General features: G+C 42.0%; 18 protein-coding genes and 1 riboswitch. Of the genes, 12 read left to right on the top strand and 6 right to left on the bottom strand.

All coding sequences use genetic code 11. The features are described from left to right. The first annotated feature begins 311 nt into the window (after window positions 1-311). From hemA to AC1MBV_RS03975, 4 genes are all read left to right on the top strand, one after another. Entirely contained in the window at window positions 312-1,670 is a 1,359-nt protein-coding gene (hemA, locus tag AC1MBV_RS03990; protein ID WP_480947560.1) for a glutamyl-tRNA reductase, read from the top strand. A 296-nt stretch (window positions 1,671-1,966) separates the two neighbouring features. Next, window positions 1,967-3,190, top strand: coding sequence for an L-lactate MFS transporter (locus tag AC1MBV_RS03985; RefSeq protein WP_480948254.1), 1,224 nt, complete (start codon window positions 1,967-1,969; stop codon window positions 3,188-3,190). Between the two features lie 203 nt (window positions 3,191-3,393). Then, window positions 3,394-5,052 (top strand): LytS/YhcK type 5TM receptor domain-containing protein, encoded by a 1,659-nt coding sequence (locus AC1MBV_RS03980; protein ID WP_480947559.1) that lies wholly within the window; start codon window positions 3,394-3,396, stop codon window positions 5,050-5,052. Then, window positions 5,052-5,819, top strand: coding sequence for a LytR/AlgR family response regulator transcription factor (locus tag AC1MBV_RS03975; RefSeq protein ID WP_480947558.1), 768 nt, complete (start codon window positions 5,052-5,054; stop codon window positions 5,817-5,819). The genes AC1MBV_RS03980 and AC1MBV_RS03975 overlap by 1 nt, the downstream gene beginning before the upstream one ends. A 204-nt stretch (window positions 5,820-6,023) precedes the next feature. On the opposite strand, the gene AC1MBV_RS03970 is transcribed toward AC1MBV_RS03975, so the two are convergent. Together AC1MBV_RS03970 and AC1MBV_RS03965 are read right to left on the bottom strand one after the other, a co-directional pair. Beyond that, window positions 6,024-7,154, bottom strand: coding sequence for a vitamin B12 independent methionine synthase (locus tag AC1MBV_RS03970; protein ID WP_480947557.1), 1,131 nt, complete (start codon window positions 7,152-7,154; stop codon window positions 6,024-6,026). Between the two features lie 155 nt (window positions 7,155-7,309). Then, a riboswitch (SAM riboswitch) is annotated at window positions 7,310-7,415 on the bottom strand. 79 nt (window positions 7,416-7,494) lie between these two features. Further along, entirely contained in the window at window positions 7,495-9,552 is a 2,058-nt protein-coding gene (locus AC1MBV_RS03965; RefSeq protein WP_480947556.1) for a helix-turn-helix domain-containing protein, read from the bottom strand. 215 nt (window positions 9,553-9,767) lie between these two features. Here AC1MBV_RS03965 and AC1MBV_RS03960 point away from each other — a divergent pair, with 215 nt between their 5' ends. The 8 genes from AC1MBV_RS03960 (at window position 9,768) to AC1MBV_RS03925 (ending at window position 17,613) form a co-directional block, all read left to right on the top strand. Further along, entirely contained in the window at window positions 9,768-11,393 is a 1,626-nt protein-coding gene (locus AC1MBV_RS03960; RefSeq protein ID WP_480947555.1) for an ABC transporter substrate-binding protein, read from the top strand. 66 nt (window positions 11,394-11,459) lie between these two features. Then, complete coding sequence (locus AC1MBV_RS03955) at window positions 11,460-12,878, top strand: M20 family metallopeptidase (protein ID WP_480947554.1); 1,419 nt, start codon at window positions 11,460-11,462, stop codon at window positions 12,876-12,878. Window positions 12,879-12,953: 75 nt separating this feature from the next. Beyond that, window positions 12,954-13,109: an L-lactate permease gene (locus AC1MBV_RS03950; RefSeq protein ID WP_480947553.1), complete on the top strand. Its 156-nt coding sequence runs from the start codon at window positions 12,954-12,956 to the stop codon at window positions 13,107-13,109. A gap of 78 nt (window positions 13,110-13,187) precedes the next feature. Beyond that, a complete protein-coding gene (locus AC1MBV_RS03945) occupies window positions 13,188-14,129 on the top strand; it encodes an aldo/keto reductase (protein WP_255746843.1) in 942 nt (313 codons plus the stop codon). Between the two features lie 152 nt (window positions 14,130-14,281). Next, complete coding sequence (locus tag AC1MBV_RS03940; protein ID WP_480947552.1) at window positions 14,282-15,319, top strand: N-acetylmuramoyl-L-alanine amidase; 1,038 nt, start codon at window positions 14,282-14,284, stop codon at window positions 15,317-15,319. A gap of 261 nt (window positions 15,320-15,580) precedes the next feature. Then, entirely contained in the window at window positions 15,581-16,033 is a 453-nt protein-coding gene (locus tag AC1MBV_RS03935) for a DUF3290 family protein (RefSeq protein ID WP_255746846.1), read from the top strand. A 13-nt stretch (window positions 16,034-16,046) separates the two neighbouring features. After that, on the top strand, window positions 16,047-16,715 hold the full coding sequence (locus tag AC1MBV_RS03930) for a DUF421 domain-containing protein (RefSeq protein WP_480947551.1): 669 nt from the start codon (window positions 16,047-16,049) through the stop codon (window positions 16,713-16,715). Window positions 16,716-16,872: 157 nt separating this feature from the next. Beyond that, the gene (locus tag AC1MBV_RS03925) at window positions 16,873-17,613 is read left to right on the top strand and encodes a YdcF family protein (RefSeq protein ID WP_255746848.1); all 741 of its coding nucleotides are present in this window, start codon (window positions 16,873-16,875) and stop codon (window positions 17,611-17,613) included. Window positions 17,614-17,814: 201 nt separating this feature from the next. Here the strand turns inward: AC1MBV_RS03925 and AC1MBV_RS03920 are convergent, their stop codons facing one another. The 4 genes from AC1MBV_RS03920 to AC1MBV_RS03905 form a co-directional block, all read right to left on the bottom strand. Further along, window positions 17,815-17,931, bottom strand: coding sequence for a YjcZ family sporulation protein (locus AC1MBV_RS03920; RefSeq protein ID WP_255746849.1), 117 nt, complete (start codon window positions 17,929-17,931; stop codon window positions 17,815-17,817). Window positions 17,932-18,035: 104 nt separating this feature from the next. Next, window positions 18,036-18,848 (bottom strand): energy-coupling factor transporter transmembrane component T family protein, encoded by an 813-nt coding sequence (locus AC1MBV_RS03915; RefSeq protein WP_480947550.1) that lies wholly within the window; start codon window positions 18,846-18,848, stop codon window positions 18,036-18,038. Next, entirely contained in the window at window positions 18,845-19,708 is an 864-nt protein-coding gene (locus tag AC1MBV_RS03910) for an energy-coupling factor transporter ATPase (protein ID WP_480947549.1), read from the bottom strand. Before AC1MBV_RS03910 ends, AC1MBV_RS03915 begins: the two co-directional genes overlap by 4 nt. Further along, window positions 19,695-20,555 carry an energy-coupling factor transporter ATPase gene (locus AC1MBV_RS03905; RefSeq protein WP_480947548.1) on the bottom strand — a complete coding sequence of 287 codons (861 nt, stop codon included), beginning with the start codon at window positions 20,553-20,555 and terminating at the stop codon, window positions 19,695-19,697. Before AC1MBV_RS03905 ends, AC1MBV_RS03910 begins: the two co-directional genes overlap by 14 nt. Window positions 20,556-20,590 lie beyond the last annotated feature (35 nt).

Here is a 20,590-nt window from a genome sequence, read left to right as displayed (position 1 = left end):
TAGGTTATATTCCCACCATCTCCATATGGAGTAAAAAAAGCTGCAAGCCTTGATTGAAAGGTTGTGCAGCTTTTTTCGTCTGAGACCATGAGTCATAGCAAGATAAATGTATCATTTAATTATTCTAGCTTGGATTCCTGTCTTATCCACTAAGAGATGCTTCCTGTTTGGAAAAATGATACAATGAACAGTGACTTTAAAGTGATAAAAGTCACTGCTTTGTTCTGCATTGATTTATTGGTTGTAATAAAAAAGAAGTTCATGATGTCCAAAGTCCATCTTTGAACAAAAAGATCGGAGGAAGCTGGTTCATGCATATTCTGACAATTGGAGTCAACCATCGAAACACTCCGGTGAACATGAGAGAAAAATTGACGTTTCAAACGTCGGATTTAGAGCAGGCACTCCTTAAATTAAGAGAAGCAAACACTATTGTTGAAGATGTGATTTTATCTACATGCAACCGGACGGAACTCTATGTTGTCTGCGATCAGCTGCATGCAGGTCGTTATTATAGCGAAAAATTTTTTATTGAATGGTTTGGGATTGAGCCTGAACGTATTGCTCCCTATTTGATCATTAAGGAAGATCAGGAAGCTGTTCGCCATCTTTTCCGTGTGACTTGCGGATTGGAGTCCATGGTGTTGGGTGAGACGCAGATTATCGGTCAAGTAAGAAACAGTTTTTTGACAGCTCAGCAAGCCGGGACAACCGATACTTTATTCAATGAACTGTTCAAGCAGGCATTGAATGTGGCAAAACGTGCACAAGAAGAGACACAAATCAATGATCATCCGGTTTCGGTAAGCTATGCAGCGGTTAAAATGCTTCAGAGTACGGTTGATTCGCTTGAAAGCAAATCGGTACTGATGATTGGTGCGGGCGAGATGAGCAGGCTGGCACTGAAGCATCTGACCAGTGTCGGTATCAGGCATTTGACGGTGATGAATCGAACGAGAGAACGAGCCGTTCAATTAGCAGCAGAGTTTCATGGTCAGGCTGCGAATCTGAGTGAATTAATTGTTCGGATGGAGCAAAGTGATGTTGTTTTTGCATCCACATCAGCTCCGGTATTTCTGATCACAAAGGAGACTATTCTCCCGCTTCTTGCAAGAAGGAAAGGGCGTCCTTTAATTTTGGTGGATGTCGGGGTTCCGCGAAATATTGATCCGCAGATTGCGCAGCTGAATGGAGTGCGTCTGTTCGATATTGATGATTTGGATCGAATCGTCGACGACAGCCTAGAAGCACGAAGAAGTGCTGCAAGGCAGATTGAGCGATTTGTCGATCATCAACTGGTGAACTATACAGAATGGCTGCAGACGCTTGGCGTTGTGCCGGTCATCTCCGGTTTGCGTAAGAAAGCACTCTCTTTGCATGCTGAGGCAATGAAGCGTATTGAAAATAAACTACCTGGGATGACGGAACAAGAACGTAAGATCATCAGCCAGCAGACACAGAGCATGATTAATCAGCTTCTGCATGATCCAATTCATAACATTAAAGAATTGGCAGGACATGATCAAGGCATCCGTGCGGTCAAACATTTTGCCGAAATTTTTAACATAGCCGCAGACACAGAACGATTCGCTCAGGCATACCAGTGGGACCTTCTCCCGAATTCCTCCGTTAAAAGCAAGGAGAATCATCTTCCCATTCATACGGGTTAAGAAAGTTTCATTTATAAAAGCAATTCTTCTATTTGTTTCAATACATGATGGTGGCCCGTAAATGGACACGCCATTTTTTTATGCTCCTGAATTGCTGATATCAGCATCATCCGAACTTGAATCCGCAATCAATGCTATTCATTCCTTGTTTTCGTCATCTCATTCTGTTAACGCTTTCACAATCCTTTTTGTTGCTACAATTAGTGTGTGGAAAGGAAATAATCCTTCAGAAAAGCTGATTTTACAGTTTATATAACTAATTGGAGCGAAAAGAGGTCATTAACATGACAAATGAAATGAAGAGCTCAAAACAATCCCGTCTGTCCGTGCTGATTGGAACGGTTATTGCAATGATTGGTTTAGGTACCATCTATACATGGAGTTTGTTTAATCAGCCGCTTGCCGATACGTACGGCTGGAGTGTCGGTGCAGTCGCAACGACGTTCTCGATTATGAGTTTTGCTTTGTCTTTCTCGACTTTATCGGCCAGCAGCATTCAGAAGAAATTGGGGATTCGCGGTCTGCTCATTCTCAGTGGAGTAGGTATGGGTGCTGGACTTATGATTACATCGATTTCCTCATCGCTGTGGATGCTGTATAGCTTTGCCGGGATTCTTGTCGGTGCATCGAACGGTATCGGGTACATGACAACACTCTCAAATGCAATTCAGTATTTCCCTGAGAAGAAGGGTTTGATTTCGGGAATCGCAGTCGGCGCATACGGAACCGGGAGTCTGTTGTTTAAATACGTGCTCGGATTCTTTATCAACTCTGTCGGCGTTGTGCAAGCGTTCCTCTATTGGGGCATTATCATTATGCTCTTGCTCATTGCGGGTGCGTTCTTAGTCAAAGAGGCGAAGGTCGCAGTAAAGCCGCAAAGAAGCAGTGTCAAGGTTCAAAATGATTATACCTTAAAGGAAATGCTTCACACGAAGGAAGCGTATCTCTTGTTCTTTGTCCTGTTCACGGCATGCATGAGCGGCTTGTATCTGATTGGCAGCGTGGCAAATATCGGTGTCAGTCTTGCCGGGCTGAATATGGCAACAGCCGCAAATGCGGTTGCGCTTGTCGCGATTTTCAACACAACCGGACGCATTGTACTGGGCACCGCATCCGATCATTTTGAGCGGCTGAAGGTGATTGCTGTATCGCTCTTCATTACTGCGGCAGCTGCACTTGTCCTCAGTGAATTGAAACTGAATTTTGCCTTGTTCTTTATCTGTGTCTCTAGTGTCGCATTCTGCTTCGGCGGGAATATCACCATCTTCCCAACCATTGTTTCTGAATTCTTCGGATTGAAAAATCAAAGTCGGAACTATGGAATCATTTATCAAGGGTTCGGGATTGGTGGTTTAAGCGTATCCTTCATCTCAGGATTTCTGGGGGGATTTGCGCCAACGTTCAACTTCATTGCGCTGCTTTGCGCTGCTGCCTCTGTTGTTGCGCTGCTGCTCCATGTCCCAGGTACGAAACGTGCTCCTTTGTTCGCCGCACGTAAAATACAGGAAGAGAGAAGATAATAGATTTTTGAGGATGAAAAATGGGTCATATAAATAGATGGCTTGTGAGATTTTGCAAAGGCTTCTGCTTCAAGCATCAACGGTCGATGTTTGAGGCAGAACTTTTTGTTGTTTAAAAGAAGTAGCGATACAGGTCCAAAAAAGTCTGTTAAAATGGTAATGAAATCGTTATCAGGACGAACTGAGAGCAGGTGAAATTCATTATGACATCGTTTGTGACCATGCTGTTTCAATTATTTGAGCGAGCAGCATTGCTGATTGTGTTTCTTTTTTTAATTACGAGAATTCCGCGTTTTAAAGAGATATTGCAGCGTGAAAAGCACTCGGCATCCGAGCTTGCGATTCTGACATCCATTTTTTGTTTGTTTGCCATTTTAAGTACCTATTCAGGAATTCATGTGGAAGGATCACTGGTGAATGTCCGTATTGCAACAATTGTATCGAGCGGAATTTTATTTGGTCCGATTGTCGGTTTGATTACCGGTATCGTTTCCGGTACACACCGCTATTTGATTGATATAGGAGGCGTTTCAGCACTTCCGTGTTTTATTACCAGTTCGTTTGCCGGAGTGGTTTCGGTATGGATCCATAAAAAGGTAAAAAAATCGCAGCGTTGGATATATGGTATCGCCGGCGGGATGTTCTGCGAGCTGTTAACGATGGTGCTCATCCTTTTGATGGCCGGTTCGTTTAAACTCGGCTGGAGTATTGTCTCGCAAATTGCTCTGCCCATGATTTTGGGTGAGGTCAATATCGGTTTTATCGTCCTACTGGTCATGAGTGTCGAAGGAGAAAAGGAGAAAATTGCCGCGATGCAGGCGAAACTTTCCTTGGATATTGCGAATAAAACACTTCCTTATTTTCGTTCCGTTAATAAGGATTCTCTGGCAAAAATCTGCAACATCATTAGAGAAGAAATTCATGCAGACGCTGTGGCTATGACGGATACGGAATCGGTACTCGCGTATGTTGGTTTCGGAGAGGAGCGGTACACGGTTGGTAAAAACATCGTCAGCGATTTGACGAAAAAGGTGATCAGTCAAGGGCATATCACCTTCTCCAACCATTCGTCGGAGCATCATTTGCCGCAAATTCAATCGGTACTGATCATTCCGTTAAAGGAAAAGGATGAAGTGACAGGAACGCTCAAGACATATTATTGCAAGGCGACAAAAATGACTTATTCTCAGCAGACACTCGCGATCGGACTCTCGCAAATGATCTCAACTTTATTGGAGATCTCTCGAATGGAACAAATAAAAGAGGCAGCAAGCAAGGCGGAGCTGCGGGCCTTGCAGTCAAAAATTAATCCGCATTTTCTCTTCAACGCACTCAATACGATTGCGTCTCTGACGCGCAGAGATCCGGGAAAAGCGCGTGAATTGATTATTCATTTATCCAGATATATGCGTTCAAATATTGAACGCACGGACGAATTGATTGATATGGATGAGGCAATTCAGCAGGTGAAAGACTATGTCGAAATCGAGCGTGCGCGATTCGGTCACCGACTGGAAGTAGCCTATGATTTGGATCCGGTCGATTTAAAAATTCCCAGCCTTCTAATACAGCCGCTCGTGGAAAATGCGATTAAGCATGGAGCACTGAAAGCAGGCGGACAAGGCAAGGTCACGATAAGCGTCGAGGCATTGAGCCATTGTGTTCGTATTCATGTGAGGGATAATGGACCGGGCATTGATCAGGCAACGATTGATCATTTGTATCAAGACCAAATGCCGGCAAAGAAAATCGGTTTGCTAAATGTTCATCAGCGCGTAAAATTAATTTATGGGAACGGTTTGATCATTCATCATTTGACACCGGGAACTGATGTTTATTTCGACATTAAGAAGGTGGGTTAATGAAAGCAATTATTGTTGAGGATGAACAATTAGCGCGTGATGAACTTGAATTTTTAATCAAAACATACAGTTCGATTGAAATTACAGACAGCTTTGAAGATGGTCTTGATGTATTGAGATTTTTACAAGAAAACGAGACCGATGCGATTTTTTTAGATATCAATATTCCGTCTCTTGACGGTATGCTTTTGGCGAGCAACATCAGCAAATTCAAACGGAAGCCGTATATTATCTTCACTACGGCCTATAAAGAGCACGCGGCAAAGGCGTTTGAACTAGAGGCTTTCGATTATATTTTAAAACCCTATGATGAAAAGCGGATCGCGCCAATGCTTGCTAAACTAGAGGCTGCCTTTCAGCGTGATCATGGATTGACAGGTGAGACGGCTGATCACCGCGAGCAAGCAGCAGCTGAGGACGAAACGATCCGTTCGCGGCGAATCAATCTGCGTCATGATGAAAAAATTATTGTCAAAGATGTTGATGACATCTATTATGCCGAAGCAAGTGAAAAGGTGACGCTGGTGTATACCAATGATCAGCAGTATACGATGCCAATGAGCCTGTCCGAATTTCAGGCGATGCTGCCTCAGAAGTTGTTCTTTCGCTGTCACAGGTCTTATTCAGTCAATCTTTCCAAAATACGTGAAATTGTTCCGTGGTTTAATCAGACCTATATCGTACGTTTGAATGATCTTAAAGCTGAAATTCCGGTCAGCAGAAGCAAAGTGAAGGAGTTTCGGCAGCGGATGCATTTGGATACGTAATTTTTTTGCGCCTAGACTTTGTTGAACCTTTTGCCGTAAAAGAAGTTACTGAGTCTGTAATTCAAGATAACGATAAACTGAAAAAAACACAGGAAAACGTGTTAAAGAATTCTGTGATAAACAAACCGCTCAGTCGGAATAGGACTGAGCGGTTTGTGATTTAATAAAGACATGTTTGTAAATAAGTCGGTTTTGATAATGGTGTTAATCGACGTTGTTCCAGATCTTTTTTGCGGTAGTGACGACGAGATCTATTTTTGCCCATTGCTGTGCTTCCGTGAGCTTATTTCCTTCTTCGGTCGATGCGAAGCCGCATTGTGTGGACAAACAGAGATTTTTTAATGGAACATACGCTGTTGCTTCTTCAATTCGTTTCTGAAGGCCGTCAACAGATTCCAGTTCGGGAAATTTAGAGGTTACAAGACCAAGGACGACTTTTTTACTGGAGCCTTCTTTGAAAATCTCTCCGAGCGGAGCAAAGTCGCCGGAACGCTCGTTGTCGTATTCGAGAAAATAACCGTCGAGATTAAGTTGAGCAAGGTATTTTGCAACCGGTCCATAACCGCCGGAGAACAGGAATGTAGACTGGAAATTTCCGCGGCAAATATGGGTCGTCACGGTCAGATCTTCAGGAAGTCCCGCTAAAGCCTTGTTAATTACGGTTACACTGTCTTCGGCAATTTGTTCATATTTTGCCTTCTCCTCAGCATTCTTGGCATTAATAATCTGATCGATCAGAAATGCCCAGGTTGTATCGTCAAGTTGAAGATAACGACAGCCAAGATCATAGAATCGCTGAATCGTTTGATGATAAGCAAGACCCAAATCTGTCAAGAATTCTTCATGTGAGTCGTAAAAATGAACGGCTTCGTCACTGCGATGGTCACGGAAATAGAGAGTCGGGCTGGGGATCGTTTGCTTGACTAGAATGCCTTCCGGTACGATGCTCTGCATAAATTTAAATGCTTCAAAAAAAGGATGTTCCGGATTATAGGAAACCTTGCCAACGAAGCGCACGTTTGTATCGCGTGTTTTTGCCCCTTTGAATTTATAACTTGCATTTTGGGCATAGCTTTCGACACCGTTTAATGCGGCGAGAAAGTCGAGATGCCACCAGCTGCGGCGGAATTCACCATCTGTGACGGCCTTCAATCCCAATTGGATTTGCTTCTCAACGATTTTTTTTATCTCTTCGTTTTCTACTTGAGTTAATGCTGCCTTGTCAATTTCTCCTGAGTCAAATTTCTCCCGAGCGATTTTCAATTCGGCCGGACGTAAAAAGCTTCCTACTTGATCAAATCTGAATGGTGCTTGTTTTGCAGTGGTTACGGTCACTTCTGTTTCCTCCTCAATATCATTTCCTGGTTTAATGGTTCTTTCACAACTGCCTAATTGGTGGTAACGGTCTGTCCGGAGAGATTCCATTGACTCAGCGTTTTTTATACAAAAAAGCCTTCTTCAGGGAGAAGAAGGCTGCGCGTTCAAGTCTCTTCTTATCCCTCCGGCACATCTTGCCAGCTGGGATTAGCACCTTGTCGTGAAACGACGGTTGCTGAAGTGTCATCGGGCCAGTCCCTCAACTTCTCTAGATAAGAAATTATCGTTAAATTATTCGATTGATTTGTAGTTTACGACAAAACGAGATAAAATTCAAGGGCTTTTAATAAGTCTAAGCTCAATGAATATCCTGGTCGTGTAAATTTGTATATCGGAGCAAGTAGCAGGCCAGCTGAAGTTTTAGCACATTTGTATGGTCGGAGAATGAGAGTGATAAAAGCTCTTCTATTTTTTTTAGTCTCTGATACATAGTATTAATATGAATATGAAGCTTTTTTGAAGCAGCAGATACAGATAAATTCGATTCCATATAAACGATTAATGTTTCTTCTAATTGATGATCCTGATGATTATTTGTCTTTAAAGGTCCGAATACTTCATCAATAAATGTGTCGATTTCTTCAATTGGCTGATACATAAATAGACGGTTAACCCCAATATCTCTGTACGCCATCGTTCCCGTTTGATTTGTTGATACTAAGTAGGCAAGTGATTTTTCAGCCTCGTGATAACTTTTCTCAATTTTTTCGATGGTAGCGTAGCATGTACCTATTCCAATACGTAATGACAGCAGATGATCTTGATGCCAGTAATTCAATAGCAATTGTATCTTTTTTATCAAAAACGTCTGATCTTTCTGGCTTTTTAGTGTGAACAATACAATGATCTTTGCGTTATATCCATAGATCACAGCAATTCGATCCTGAAAACTTAATTTGATCTCTGATATGAGTTTATATATTTGCACATTAATGACCTGAACATCGGTATTTAACTGAATAATCATTGCCTGAAAGTTTGCGTGGCGACTTATTCCTAATTCGCTCGCTTTTTCATGCAGAAGAGTATTCCTTTTGCAGTTTAAGAAAGAGAAAAAGAGATCATGCGTTTTTTTATAATAAAAATCGACGACCGCTTGTTTTCTTATCATTTCCAATGCAATGATTGAGCTGCTTTGTTCTACAGATACCCTGCAGTAATCTAGAAATGCCGTTTCGTCGACTTTAACCATGATGATGCCTAAACAGGAATGATTGGCTATAATTGGCTGAATATAATACGAGACCGTTTGATCGAACAAAAATTGAAATTGAGGCTTTCTTAAATGGCTGAATGTCTTGATCATTTGGTCGGTTTGGTCCCAACTATCTTTTCTTAGCCGACAAAAATAATTTGTATGATCGCTAAAATCGATAATCATAATTGGCAGATTAATGAGTTCACTCAATTTATCTGCAATATTTTGAATTCCTTTGCTTTCCAATGAAAGTTCCATAAATGTTTTATGAATTTTTGATTGTGTGACAAGTAACTGGTTTTGTTTTTGTAAATTACTGTAGAGCTGTTGGTTAGCAAGGACAATCGAAACTTGATCAGAAAATCCTTCGAGTAATTTCTTGTCATAATCGGTGAGCATTGGATGGTGTCCACTTTGATAAATGATTAAAACGCCTATCGTTTCTTTTGCAACGGAAATAGGAACGGTTATTACCGATTTCATATTCTTGAAATTATAGGATTTAAATAATTCCTGCATATTTTGGTCAGTCATTGTTACAGAGGCATGTTCAATATTTGCATAACCAGTGTAGATTCGTGATCGACGATCAAGAAATGTACTGCCAACAATTCCTTCGCCAGGCTTCATTTTCATTTTAAGTAAATTTTCATTCGGTCCGCCTGTCCATGCTTTTGCTTTCAGCCGCTTTTCTTTCGCATCAAACATCCATAATATGCCAACATTAGCAACCGGAATAACTGAAAGCGCATTTTCTAGAATCTTGGTCAGGAGTTTACTTTGATTTTTCAAGTCGGAAATATCTTGAACACTTTTTAGAATGATATCTAGTGTATAGTGCTGACGATAGAAAGCGACCAGTGAATAAAATAGATTGAAAAGCCGACGGAGTTCATCACTGTCAGGTTTCTTTTCATTGAAAATACGAAAAACAATCTGCCCAATTGAGGGAAAATTTAAATAGATGTCCTGTTTCGATTGAAATCGGGAAATGATGTAACTTTCTCTTTCTTTAAAAAAAACAGATTTCGGTGCTTGTGATGATGAAGAGGAAGGCGTAAGCAGGTTGAATTCCGATTGATTCAAACGAATCCAAATTTCATAATCACTTGCGTATAACGATGCAAGTGAGTCCTGAATATTGGCTAAAATGTTCAATGATTGCACCGCCTTTATGTGAAATTTTATATTCTACTAGAATTATTTGTGGAATAGTTCACATTGTTATTATACCTTACATCAGTTAAAGTTTTAATTATTAAATTAATCTAATTTTTTCGACGCCTTAATAGCTAGATTAATTGGAGATTATTAGCTTTATTCGACCATGAAGTAAACTAATTGGAGGAAGTGATTTATTAATGGCCCAATCAATGAAACAATCAATGAAACAATCAATCAAATTTTTAACAGCTGTATTACTGACTATGACTTTATTATTTCTCGGAGCTTGCGGGACATCATCGTCCAACACCAGCACTGTCAAAAATTCGATTTATTTAGGGCTGGTCAATCCACCAGCCGGTTTTAATCCCATTAACAATGGTGATATGGCGGGACAATTTGCTGTAGGTGTCATGTTTGACCCGTTCCTTGATATGACTTCACCGCTAAAATTTGAACCTAAATTGGCTGAATCAATAACCACAAAAGATAATCAAATCTATACGATTCATTTGAATCCTAAAGCAAAATGGACGGATGGAGAGCCAATTACGGCAGATGATGTTCTTTTTACCTTCAACTTAATTGCTAACCCAAAATCAGAAACAGCAATTGGATTTAATCTCTCTTCTTTAGAGGGCTTAGACAGCAGCGGTAAATTGACAAAGGGACTGTCGGAGATTCCTAATCTAAAAAAAGTTGATGACCACACAGTTTCATTTAAAACCAAAAATCCAATCGATCCGAATTATATTAAAGAAATGATTGGAACGAAAATTTTTACTTTGCCTAAACATGTGCTCAAAGATGTCGCGCCTGAGAAATTAGCAAACAGCAAATATATGACGGCACCTGATGTAACAAGTGGAGCGTACAAATTTGTTAAGTACAGTAAAAATACATTCATTGAGTATCAAGCAAACAACAATTATTATCTTGGAAAACCTAAGATACCTAAGCTATTTATCAAAATCATGCAAGCGTCCAACCTTGCTTCTGAACTTGAAGCGGGATCGATCCAGATGAATGTTGCCGGAGGAGTTGGTGATTTGCCTACTCAGGATGTAGATACGGTTAAAAAAATGAAGACGATTAAGACGAGTGTTGATTCACAGCTGTCAAATTTTCAAACGATGATGTTCAACACGGCAAACATACCAAATGCAAAGGTCCGTCAAGCGCTTGCACATGCAATTGATCGTGAGAAAATTGTGAATAAATTATTGAAGGGGAATGGTAATTTTAATGACGGACCATATACTGAAATGCATCCGTACTACGATAAGAATCTGAAAACACTTGACTATAACCCAGATGAAGCGAAACAAATGTTAAAAGAAGCGGGCTGGGATTTCAATCGGACACTCAATCTCGTTGTACCTATTGGAAATCTTGTTCGTCAGCAGTCAGCTGACTTAATTGTTCAGGATCTTAAGGCTATCGGCGTTAAAGTGAAAGAAACGACCTATGACTTCCCAACAATTATGCAGAAGGGGAAGCAGGGAGACTTTGATCTGCTGCTCATCGGTTTACCGATGACGGTAGATCCGGATACAAATTATTATTACAAGGATAATTCGTACAATTTCATGAAATACACGAATCCGAAATCCGATCAATTGCTTGAACAGGGGAAGAAGGAACCGGTTCCGGAAAAACGAAAAAAGATCTATAGCAAGTTGCAGGCAATTTGGCAGAAGGACATGCCAATGCTGACGCTTTATGCGGTTGATCAGGTCACTGCTGTAAGCAAGGATCTATCTAATGGTGGAATATCTTCATTTTGGCCGGGATCCCTACATGAACTACAAAAATGGCAATACAAGAAACAATAACAACGTAATAAAGGTGTATCAATACAAACTTGAACGAGCTTAGGAATGTTTTTAGGAGGACGTTTTATGAACTTATCAGATGAACTAGCGCAGAGTATTGATGGTGAACGTGCACTATTTAAAAAGATCAGTGATAAAATTTGGGGATTCGCTGAACTTAAATATCATGAATTCAAGTCGGCAGAGCTTTTGATGAAAACGCTCGAAGATGAGGGATTTACTGTTGAAAGAAATATAGCTGGAATGAAAACCGGCTTTGTAGGCAGTTTTGGATCTGGAAAACCAATTATTGCTATAATGGGCGAATTTGACGCTTTGGCGGGCTTAAGCCAAAAAAAGGGCGTGGTTTTCCATGATCCAATCATCGTTAATGGCAGTGGCCATGGGTGCGGACACAATCTTCTCGGAGTAGGTGCCATGGCAGCTGCTTTCGCAGTTAAAAGATACATTGAAAAAAATAATGTGTCAGGAACAGTGCGCTACTATGGTTGTCCGGCTGAAGAAAATGGCAGCGGCAAAACGTTTATGGTTCGATCAGGATGTTTCAAGGATGTTGATGCTGCTTTTACATGGCATCCAGGAACAAGCAATAGTGTGATGCATCTTTCATCAACAGCGTCCATCATGGCACGTTTTACCTTTCATGGAAAGAGTTCACATGCGTCGGCTTCACCGGAACTTGGTCGAAGCGCACTTGATGCGCTAGAACTGATGAATGTTGGTGTCAATTATTTAAGAGAGCATATGCCTAATCGGGCGAGAATTCATTATGCAGTAACGAATACAGGAGGATTTTCTCCGAATGTTGTTCAATCCGTTGCTGAAGAAATGTATCAAGTACGTGCAGAGAAACCTGAGGAGGTTAAAGAGCTTTTCGAGCGCGTGATCAATGTTGCGAAAGGTGCCTCTTTAATGACCGAAACGCAAATGACGTGTAAAATTGTCGGAGCAACCCATAATTTGATACCCAATAAAACACTTCATCAAACAATGGCAGAATTCATGAAGGAGCTAAGTTATCCGGAATGCAGCAAAGAAGATATCGAATTTATCAAGTCAATCTATAAAACTCTTAATTCATCCGAGAAAGAAAATGCATTAATCGAATTAAATTCAGAGCAAATAAAAACAGTTGAAAAACTGCCTATTGCGAATTGGATTCAGCCATGCCCGGAGAAAGAAGCATTTATGCAGCCATCGACTGATGTTTCTGATGTCAGTTGGAATGTGCCGACAGCTCAGTGCATGACGGCAACCTGGGCACTGGGAACTCCTTTTCATACTTGGCAGGCAGTTACGCAGGGTACTCAGAATTATGCGGTCAATGCGATGCTTTTGGCTGGGAAAGTGATTGCCTGCACGGCAGTTAAAACAATGATCGATGGAGAACTTTTGGAACATGCAAAACAGGAATTTAAGCAAAGACTTGACGGAGAACGCTATGAATGTCTCATTCCGGATGATACAAATCCTCCGGAAAACTAAGTGGTTTGTATTTTTAAGATTATAAAAAAGTGTAGGGAAGCAGTTGAAGGGGTAGCCCGATTTGGTACACCCGCGATGGTCAAGGCACCGCGGATGATTTGTGTTCATAATGTTGCGGCTGCCAGCGTGGTTGTCGATTTAGCTGGCAAAGAGGGAGAAATTATTCGTAAACGGTTGTTCCAGCTGTACTTTACGCTATGCGAGCAGATTTCGCACGTTCCTTTTTCTTGAGGTCACAGGCATAACTTTTGACAACGCTGTCACTTCTTTTTTACGATAAAAGTAATCTGTAGGAAAGCTGGCGATCTGATGGAAAAGATTCAAATTGGACGGACAGAATTAACAGTTAATCCGCTCGGACTGGGAACAAATAAAATTGGTGGATACAATCTTTTTCCGAATCTTAATGATGAAACAGGCAAAAAAGTTGTTCAGACTGCGATTGATCAGGGCATTGAGATGATTGACACAGCTTTTATGTACGGGCTTGGGCATTCAGAAGAGCTGATCGGCGAGGTGCTGCAGAAAAATGATCGGCATAAGGTTATTGTAGCTACCAAAGGTGCACAGCAAGTGGCACCCGATGGCTCCGTCACTTTGAATAATACTCCGGAATTCTTGACTAAATCTGTGGATGAGAGTCTGAAACGGCTGCAAACGGACTATTTGGATATTTTTTATATTCATTTTCCGGATCAGGATACACCGAAAGCAGAAGCGGTCGGCGCATTGCAACGATTAAGAGAAGCGGGAAAGCTTCGAGCAATCGGTGTTTCCAATTTCAACTTGGATCAGGTTAAAGAAGCCGATGCAGATGGTTATGTCGATCTTGTGGAAAATCAATACAACTTGCTGCAACAAGATGCTGTCAAGGAATTGGTTCCCTATTTGAATGAGCAGCACATCTCTTTTGTGCCTTATGAACCTTTTGCTGCCGCATTGCTGACCGGTCGCTATTCTCCGGAAAATCTGCCGCACTTCGAGGAGGGAGATCATCGCTTGAACATTGATCTCTACAAACCGGATCAATTGAAAGCAAATGTTACAAAGGTTGAAAAATTGAAACCAATTGCATCAAAATATGATGCGACCGTGGCTCAGCTCGTTCTTGCATGGTACTTAAAGAATCCGGTGATTGGGCCGGTTATTCCTGGCGCGAGAACTCCTGAACAGCTGCTGGCAAACCTGCAAAGCGAAAGTCTCCAGTTGAGTGATTCTGACTATACGGCCATTGAACAAATTTTTGCATAACATTATGAAACAGCCGCTTGTGAGGCTTTCATCTCATGAACGGCTGTTTTTTTGTTCACCAGGCAAACGTGCTTTTTTCTATATACTAGTGATCTGTCTTTTTCAAAAAAAGATGGACGGACATAAGAATATAGAAAAGGAGCTGTCGAAACATGGCAAAATACAGTATTCATGCCGGACATAATACATTTGTACCCGGTGCGCATGGATATATTAAGGAAGAAGTCGTGGATCGTAAAATTAAAGATGCAGTCATCACATATCTGCGGGCTGACGGTCAAACCGTTTATGATGATACAGACAACGAGGGCAAAACGCAAAATGAAAATTTGTCTGCAATCGTGCAGCATGTGAATGCCCATACCGGTCTCGCTTTAGCCGTATCCATTCATTTGAATGCCGGTGGTGGAACCGGAATAGAGGTTTATCAGTATGACAGTAAAACCGATGCAGCGGCCACACGCGTTTTAAATAATATTTGCGCGGTAACCGGACTGAGAAGCCGTGGCATTAAGAAAAATACAAGCCTTTATGTGCTTAGGAATACCAAATCGCCGGCAATTCTCGTTGAGTGCGGGTTTGTGGATACAAAAACGGATGCAGAGATTGTTTCATCTAAAACCGATGCAATCGGAAAAGCAATTGCTGAAGGAATTGTTAATAAGACGATCACTGCAGACAATGCAGCGAATCAATCAGCAAAACCTGCATCTGCGACACAGACTGCGTCATCTAAGAAAAGCCCATTATTACAAAATAAATCAACGGGTTCTGCTGTCAAGGAACTGCAGCAGGAATTGATTAAAGCCGGTTATTCTATAGGCAAAGCGGGAGCTGACGGTATTTTCGGAACGGCTACTGAACGAGCGGTTCGTGCTCTGCAAAGCGATTATAAAATTGCGGTCGATGGTGTTGTCGGACCAGATACTCAGGCGGCATTGTCAAAAGCGGTGAGTCAGAAAACGAAGGCGACAGGTTCAACAGGAACGTCGGTAGTGACTTATCCTGGAACAGCGATCAAACGAGGCAGTCAAGGAAAAAATGTGGAACGGATTCAACGTGCGTTGTCACTGACTGTTGACGGTATCTTTGGTACGAAGACGGAGTCAGCTGTTAAGGCTTATCAAAAACGTCACGGGTTGACGGTGGATGGCATCGTTGGTCCGAAGACATGGAACGTGCTGTTTTAATTTAGAAACAAATCTGGGGCATGCACAAATGCATGCTTTTTTTGCGCTTGCATTCCTTTACGCGACCGTGTGCTCATGAATTTCGCGGTTTCGCTTTAACGGGCACGGTTGTGTCGTTCATACTTCGCTGCCAATCTTTACTGTCCCATCATGACACTGAACCTGAACGTTTTTTGTACAAGTCGATTAGATTTCATCTGTTCCGTTATAATGAAAAGAGAATTTGATTGTATTCTTCTATAACATAAAGGGATGATATTCTTGAATTTTTACAGCTACCACTACATAGAAAGTCAGACGGACACAGCTGTTTATGTGCAAATTGCCTTTATGGCAGCAATTTTTCTTGCCCTGCTCTTCTTGATATTAAGATTCAGAATAAAGCGTATGCCTTATAAGTATAAAGAGATCAGTGTTCTCCTTCTTGTACTCTTAATCCTGCTTGGCGGCATCCAAGTCAATGATTGGGTAAATAAGGAGCATACACAGTCTGAATACCGCGGAGTACTGAACGAAATGAAACAGCTGGCAAAAGACCTGGACGTTCCTGTAAATCAGATTTATACCAATCATATGACTCCTGAAGAGATTATGTTATACAAAGTGGGCAAAAACTTTTTTCGATTAGAGCATAACGAGGATGATCCGGCTCATTATGTGCTGGAGCAAATTCATGTTCTAAATGGTACGGCTATTAAAATGGTCGATAAATAAAGGAGGAAAAGACATGTTTTCATACATGGATGTAGCAGTAAAGCTTGTCATCGGATTCATATGCTTGATTATTTTCATAAATATGTCGGGTAAAGGAAACTTAGCTCCGATGTCGGCAGCGGATCAAATTCAAAATTATGTATTAGGCGGGATTATCGGTGGTGTGATTTATAATCCCGATATCACGATATTGCAATTTTTGATTGTACTTCTGATTTGGTCCGGACTGATTATCACAACACGGATTCTCAAATCGAAAAACAGCGAGGTACGTAAGTGGATTGACGGAGATCCAATCATCGTTATAAATAAGGGCAAGATGATCCCGGAAAATTTTAAAAAAGCAAATCTGTCTGTCTCTGATTTTTCAACAATGCTGCGTATGCAAGATGTTTACACCATACAGGAAGTACGAAGGGCTCAAGTGGAGCAAAACGGTCATTTAACGGTTTTAAAAAAAGATAGCGACCGGCTTGGGATTATCCTTGTTGCAGAAGGATCGATTGATTATGATATGCTGGATTTGCTGGAAAAAGATGAACAGTGGCTTAAAGACCTGCTTCTAAAACAGGGGATTGACTCTGTTGATGATGTCTTTTGTGCAGAGTACTACAAAGGAACAATCAGCGTTTTCACCGACGATATGAAGAAAACAACGCGCAAGATAGCAGCCGAGAGCTGAATACAAAGGGAATCCAATGCGGGTGAGACGTACTCATCAAGTAAACGATTAAATTAAGGCTTCGTTCAATTTTTTCAGTATGCTCTTTTTTCAAGAAGTTATCATCAATTACTATAGAGAAGAATGAATCCAGATTATCTGATCGGAGAGGTGAAGCATGGAGTATGTCATTAAATTTATTTACGGTTTTTTGCTGCCGCCAGGTTTATTTGTAACATTGCTTGCTGCATTTAGTTTTCAATTGTTTCGAAAAAAGCGAAAATCTGCATATCTCACAGGCGGTTTAACGCTCTTTATGTATCTTTCCTTTATTCCGCTAACCGGGATCCTGCTTGTGCATCCTCTTGAAGAACGTTATCATCCGCCGACTGTGCCAAGGGGAGATGTGATTGTCATGCTAGGAGGCGGGGCAACGCTCGACACCCCCGACATGAATGGAAGCGGGCAGCTTTCCGGAAACGCAGCGAATCGGCTGCTTACTACATACAGACTGTACAGGCAAACAAAACTGCCGATTATTTTATCAGGAGGGAAGGTTTATCCGGATAGTGGGGTTGAAGCGGAGATCGGCAAACGACAGCTGATTGCGCTTGGTGTGCCGAAGGACAAGATCATCGTGGAAAAGAAAAGCATCACGACGAAAACGAATGCCAAGAAGACGAAACAATTGCTTGAACGTTTTCATTTTCGCAGACCTATTTTAGTTACCTCTGCTTTCCATATGCCGCGCGCCGTTTTGATTTTTAATAAGCAGGGCATGCACGTCACAGCTTACCCGACTGATTACTTGGAAAGCAGAAAGGTTTTCCTGTATCCCGGGCAGTTTGTTCCATCTAACGGCGGTGTTGCGTTCACGGCATTGAAGGAATACGTTGGGATCCTTGCTTCACTTTTTTGAAGACATGAAATGCAGATGTGCAGCGAACGGCGTATGAAGATATCTGAAGTTGGGCTGTTTGATACATACATTCTGATTGTGATTGTGCAAAAAAAGAACGTCCACAGTACGGACGCTCTTTTTCAGGAGGCTATGCATTTAACTAGAGACTGCGGCATCAACAGGTGCCGGATGGATGAGTCGCTTCAGAACTCAAACGGATCAGTAACAGAATGCAGCACCAACGATAACTAACAAAATGAACAGTACAACGAGCAAAGCAAAGCCGTTGCCGATTCCGCTACCGCAGCTGGCACCGCCTTTATCTGGACAGCCCATGAAAACACCCCCTCATCAATCGGATACTGCATTATATGTATGCAGTTCCGGTTTTGGGAGGGCGAATGTACCAATTATCGATTTCAATGTCCTATCACGAATGCTTAGAAGAATGACGGAAAAAACAGATTGAAAGCGATGGAGAGGCCAAAAGCAGCACAAAAAAAGACAATCGCTTGAACGTCCAATCGAGACAGCCTGAGTACATTCATCTTTGTTCGTCCGTTCCCGCCTTGATAACAGCGACATTCAATTGCATTAGTCAATTCGAATGCACGTCTGAAGGAGGACATGAACAAAGGGAGTATGATTGGAAAATAGGCATGGATTTTTTTTATCAGGTTTCCGTTGCTGAAATCAGCACCGCGTGCTTTTTGAGCATCAATAATTCGATCAAATTCTTCCGCGATCGTCGGCAGAAAACGGAGCGTGATCGATAGAGTCATTGAAAGCTCATTAACCGGAAAATGGAATCGTTTAAGCGGAGCTAGAAGCTGTTCAAGCCCTGCAGCGAGCGCGTTCAGCGAGGTTGTGTATGTAATCAGCGAGCATCCGGCAATGAGCGCGGTTAAGCGGACAAGTAATGTAAACCCCACAAATAAACCTTTGTCGGTAATCCGAATAAATGAATAGTGAAATACAGGATCACCGTCGACGTAGAAAATATTAATCAAAGCCGTGAAGACAATGACTGGAATCATTGGTCGTACGGCTCGAAACACTTTCCTTGCCGGTACATGAGAACAGGTAATCAGAAATCCGAGCACGAAAATAAGAAAGCATAGGCTCAGCGCACTTCTGGATATGAAAACTTGAATAATAAAAACAAAGGTTAGGACAATTTTTGTCCGCGGATCAAGTCGGTGCAAGAGTGAGTGGCCGGGAAGAAATTGGCCAACAGTAATATCGCGCGTCATTCATGATCCTTCCTTTCAAATAGTCTCAAAAGCTCATGCTCCGCTTGATCCATCGTAACAGCAGAGGTGTCGACAGAGTATCCCTTCGCTTTCAAACCAAGCAGAACTTTAGTCATTTGCGGGACGTCAAGACCGAGCTGCATCAGTTCATCTGCATGAGCAAAAACTGAGGGCACCGATCCTTCAAAAGCGGTCTTTCCTTTATCAAGGACAAGCACTCGCTGCACATGTTCAGCAATATCTTCCATACTATGAGAAACCATAATAATGGCCGTATTTGTTTTCCGACGATACTGTTCTATGTGTTTAAGCAGGTTGCGGCGTCCTTCAGGGTCCAGCCCGGCCGTCGGTTCATCCAGCACTAGCACCGCCGGTTTCATCGCCATGACGCTGGCAATTGCGACACGCCGCATCTCTCCGCCCGACATTCGAAACGGATTTCGATCCAAATACGAATCGTCTAGACCGACAAAATGCAGAGCTTCAAGAACGCGCTGATTGATCGTTTCTTGATCAAGCCCCATATTCTTTGGTCCGTATGCAATATCTTGAGCGACAGTATCTTCAAAGATTTGAGTTTCCGGATATTGAAAGACAAGTCCGATCTGAAAACGAACGGAGCGAATTTGTCTTGGATTTTTCCAAATATCCTCGTTGTTTACGAGGACTTGTCCGGAATCGGGGCGGAGTAATCCGTTAAAGTGACGAATTAACGTTGATTTTCCAGAACCGGTATGACCAATGATGCCAATAAAATCACCACGGTCAACAGATAAAGAAATGTTTTGGAGCGCCTGCTTCTCAAATGGAGTGCCGGCGCCATAACGGAAACTGATTGTCCTAAGCTCAATAATGGCCATAACGTTCCTCCAAAGCAGCAGCCAAGGCGTCCACGCATTGGTCGATTTGAACCATTCGTTTGGGAATAAGGATGCCCTGCTGTCGCATGCGATGGGTTAATTCGGTAATTTGCGGGACATCCAGCTTCAGCTTCTTTAAGAGTTCGATTTGCTCGAATGTATTTTCAGGCGTATCATCCGATGCAATTTGTCCCTGATCCATCAGAATCACTCGTTTCGCTCGTGCAGCTTCCTCCATGTGATGTGTGATCAGCACAATTGTGATACCCAATTCACGATTAAGTCGGCAAATGGTCTTCATCACATCGGAGCGGCCTTTTGGATCCAGCATTGATGTCGGTTCGTCAAGGACAATGCACTGTGGTCGCATCGCAAGAATTCCTGCGATTGCAACGCGCTGTTTCTGACCTCCTGATAATTTAAAAGGGGTATGCCTTTTGTAATCAAGCATATCAACAGCATCAAGTGCCCAATTTACGCGACTGCGAATTTCTGAAGGCGCTATACCAAGATTCTCCGGCGCAAAGGCTACATCTTCTTCAACAATTGTTGAAATTAATTGATTATCGGGATTTTGGAATACCATTCCGATCGTTTTTCTGATCTCGAATTGGTTTTTCTCGTCATTTGTATCCCTGCCGTTTACAAGTACCGTACCATCTGAAGGCGTCAGCAATGCGTTGAAATGCTTGGCAAGCGTTGATTTTCCGCATCCGTTTGATCCGAGAATAGCAATGAATTCTCCGTTTCGAATAGTCAAATCAATCCCGTTTAATATCCATTCGTTTTGGGATTGATGATGTAAATATTGAAAATGAAGGTTCTTCGTTTCAATCAGAGCGCTCATGTGAACTCTCCCTAAATGTAAGAATAGGTGCAGAT

Source organism: Sporolactobacillus sp. PKPK-6 (genome assembly GCF_056678885.1).
This window is presented reverse-complemented; position numbering and strand designations above follow the sequence as displayed.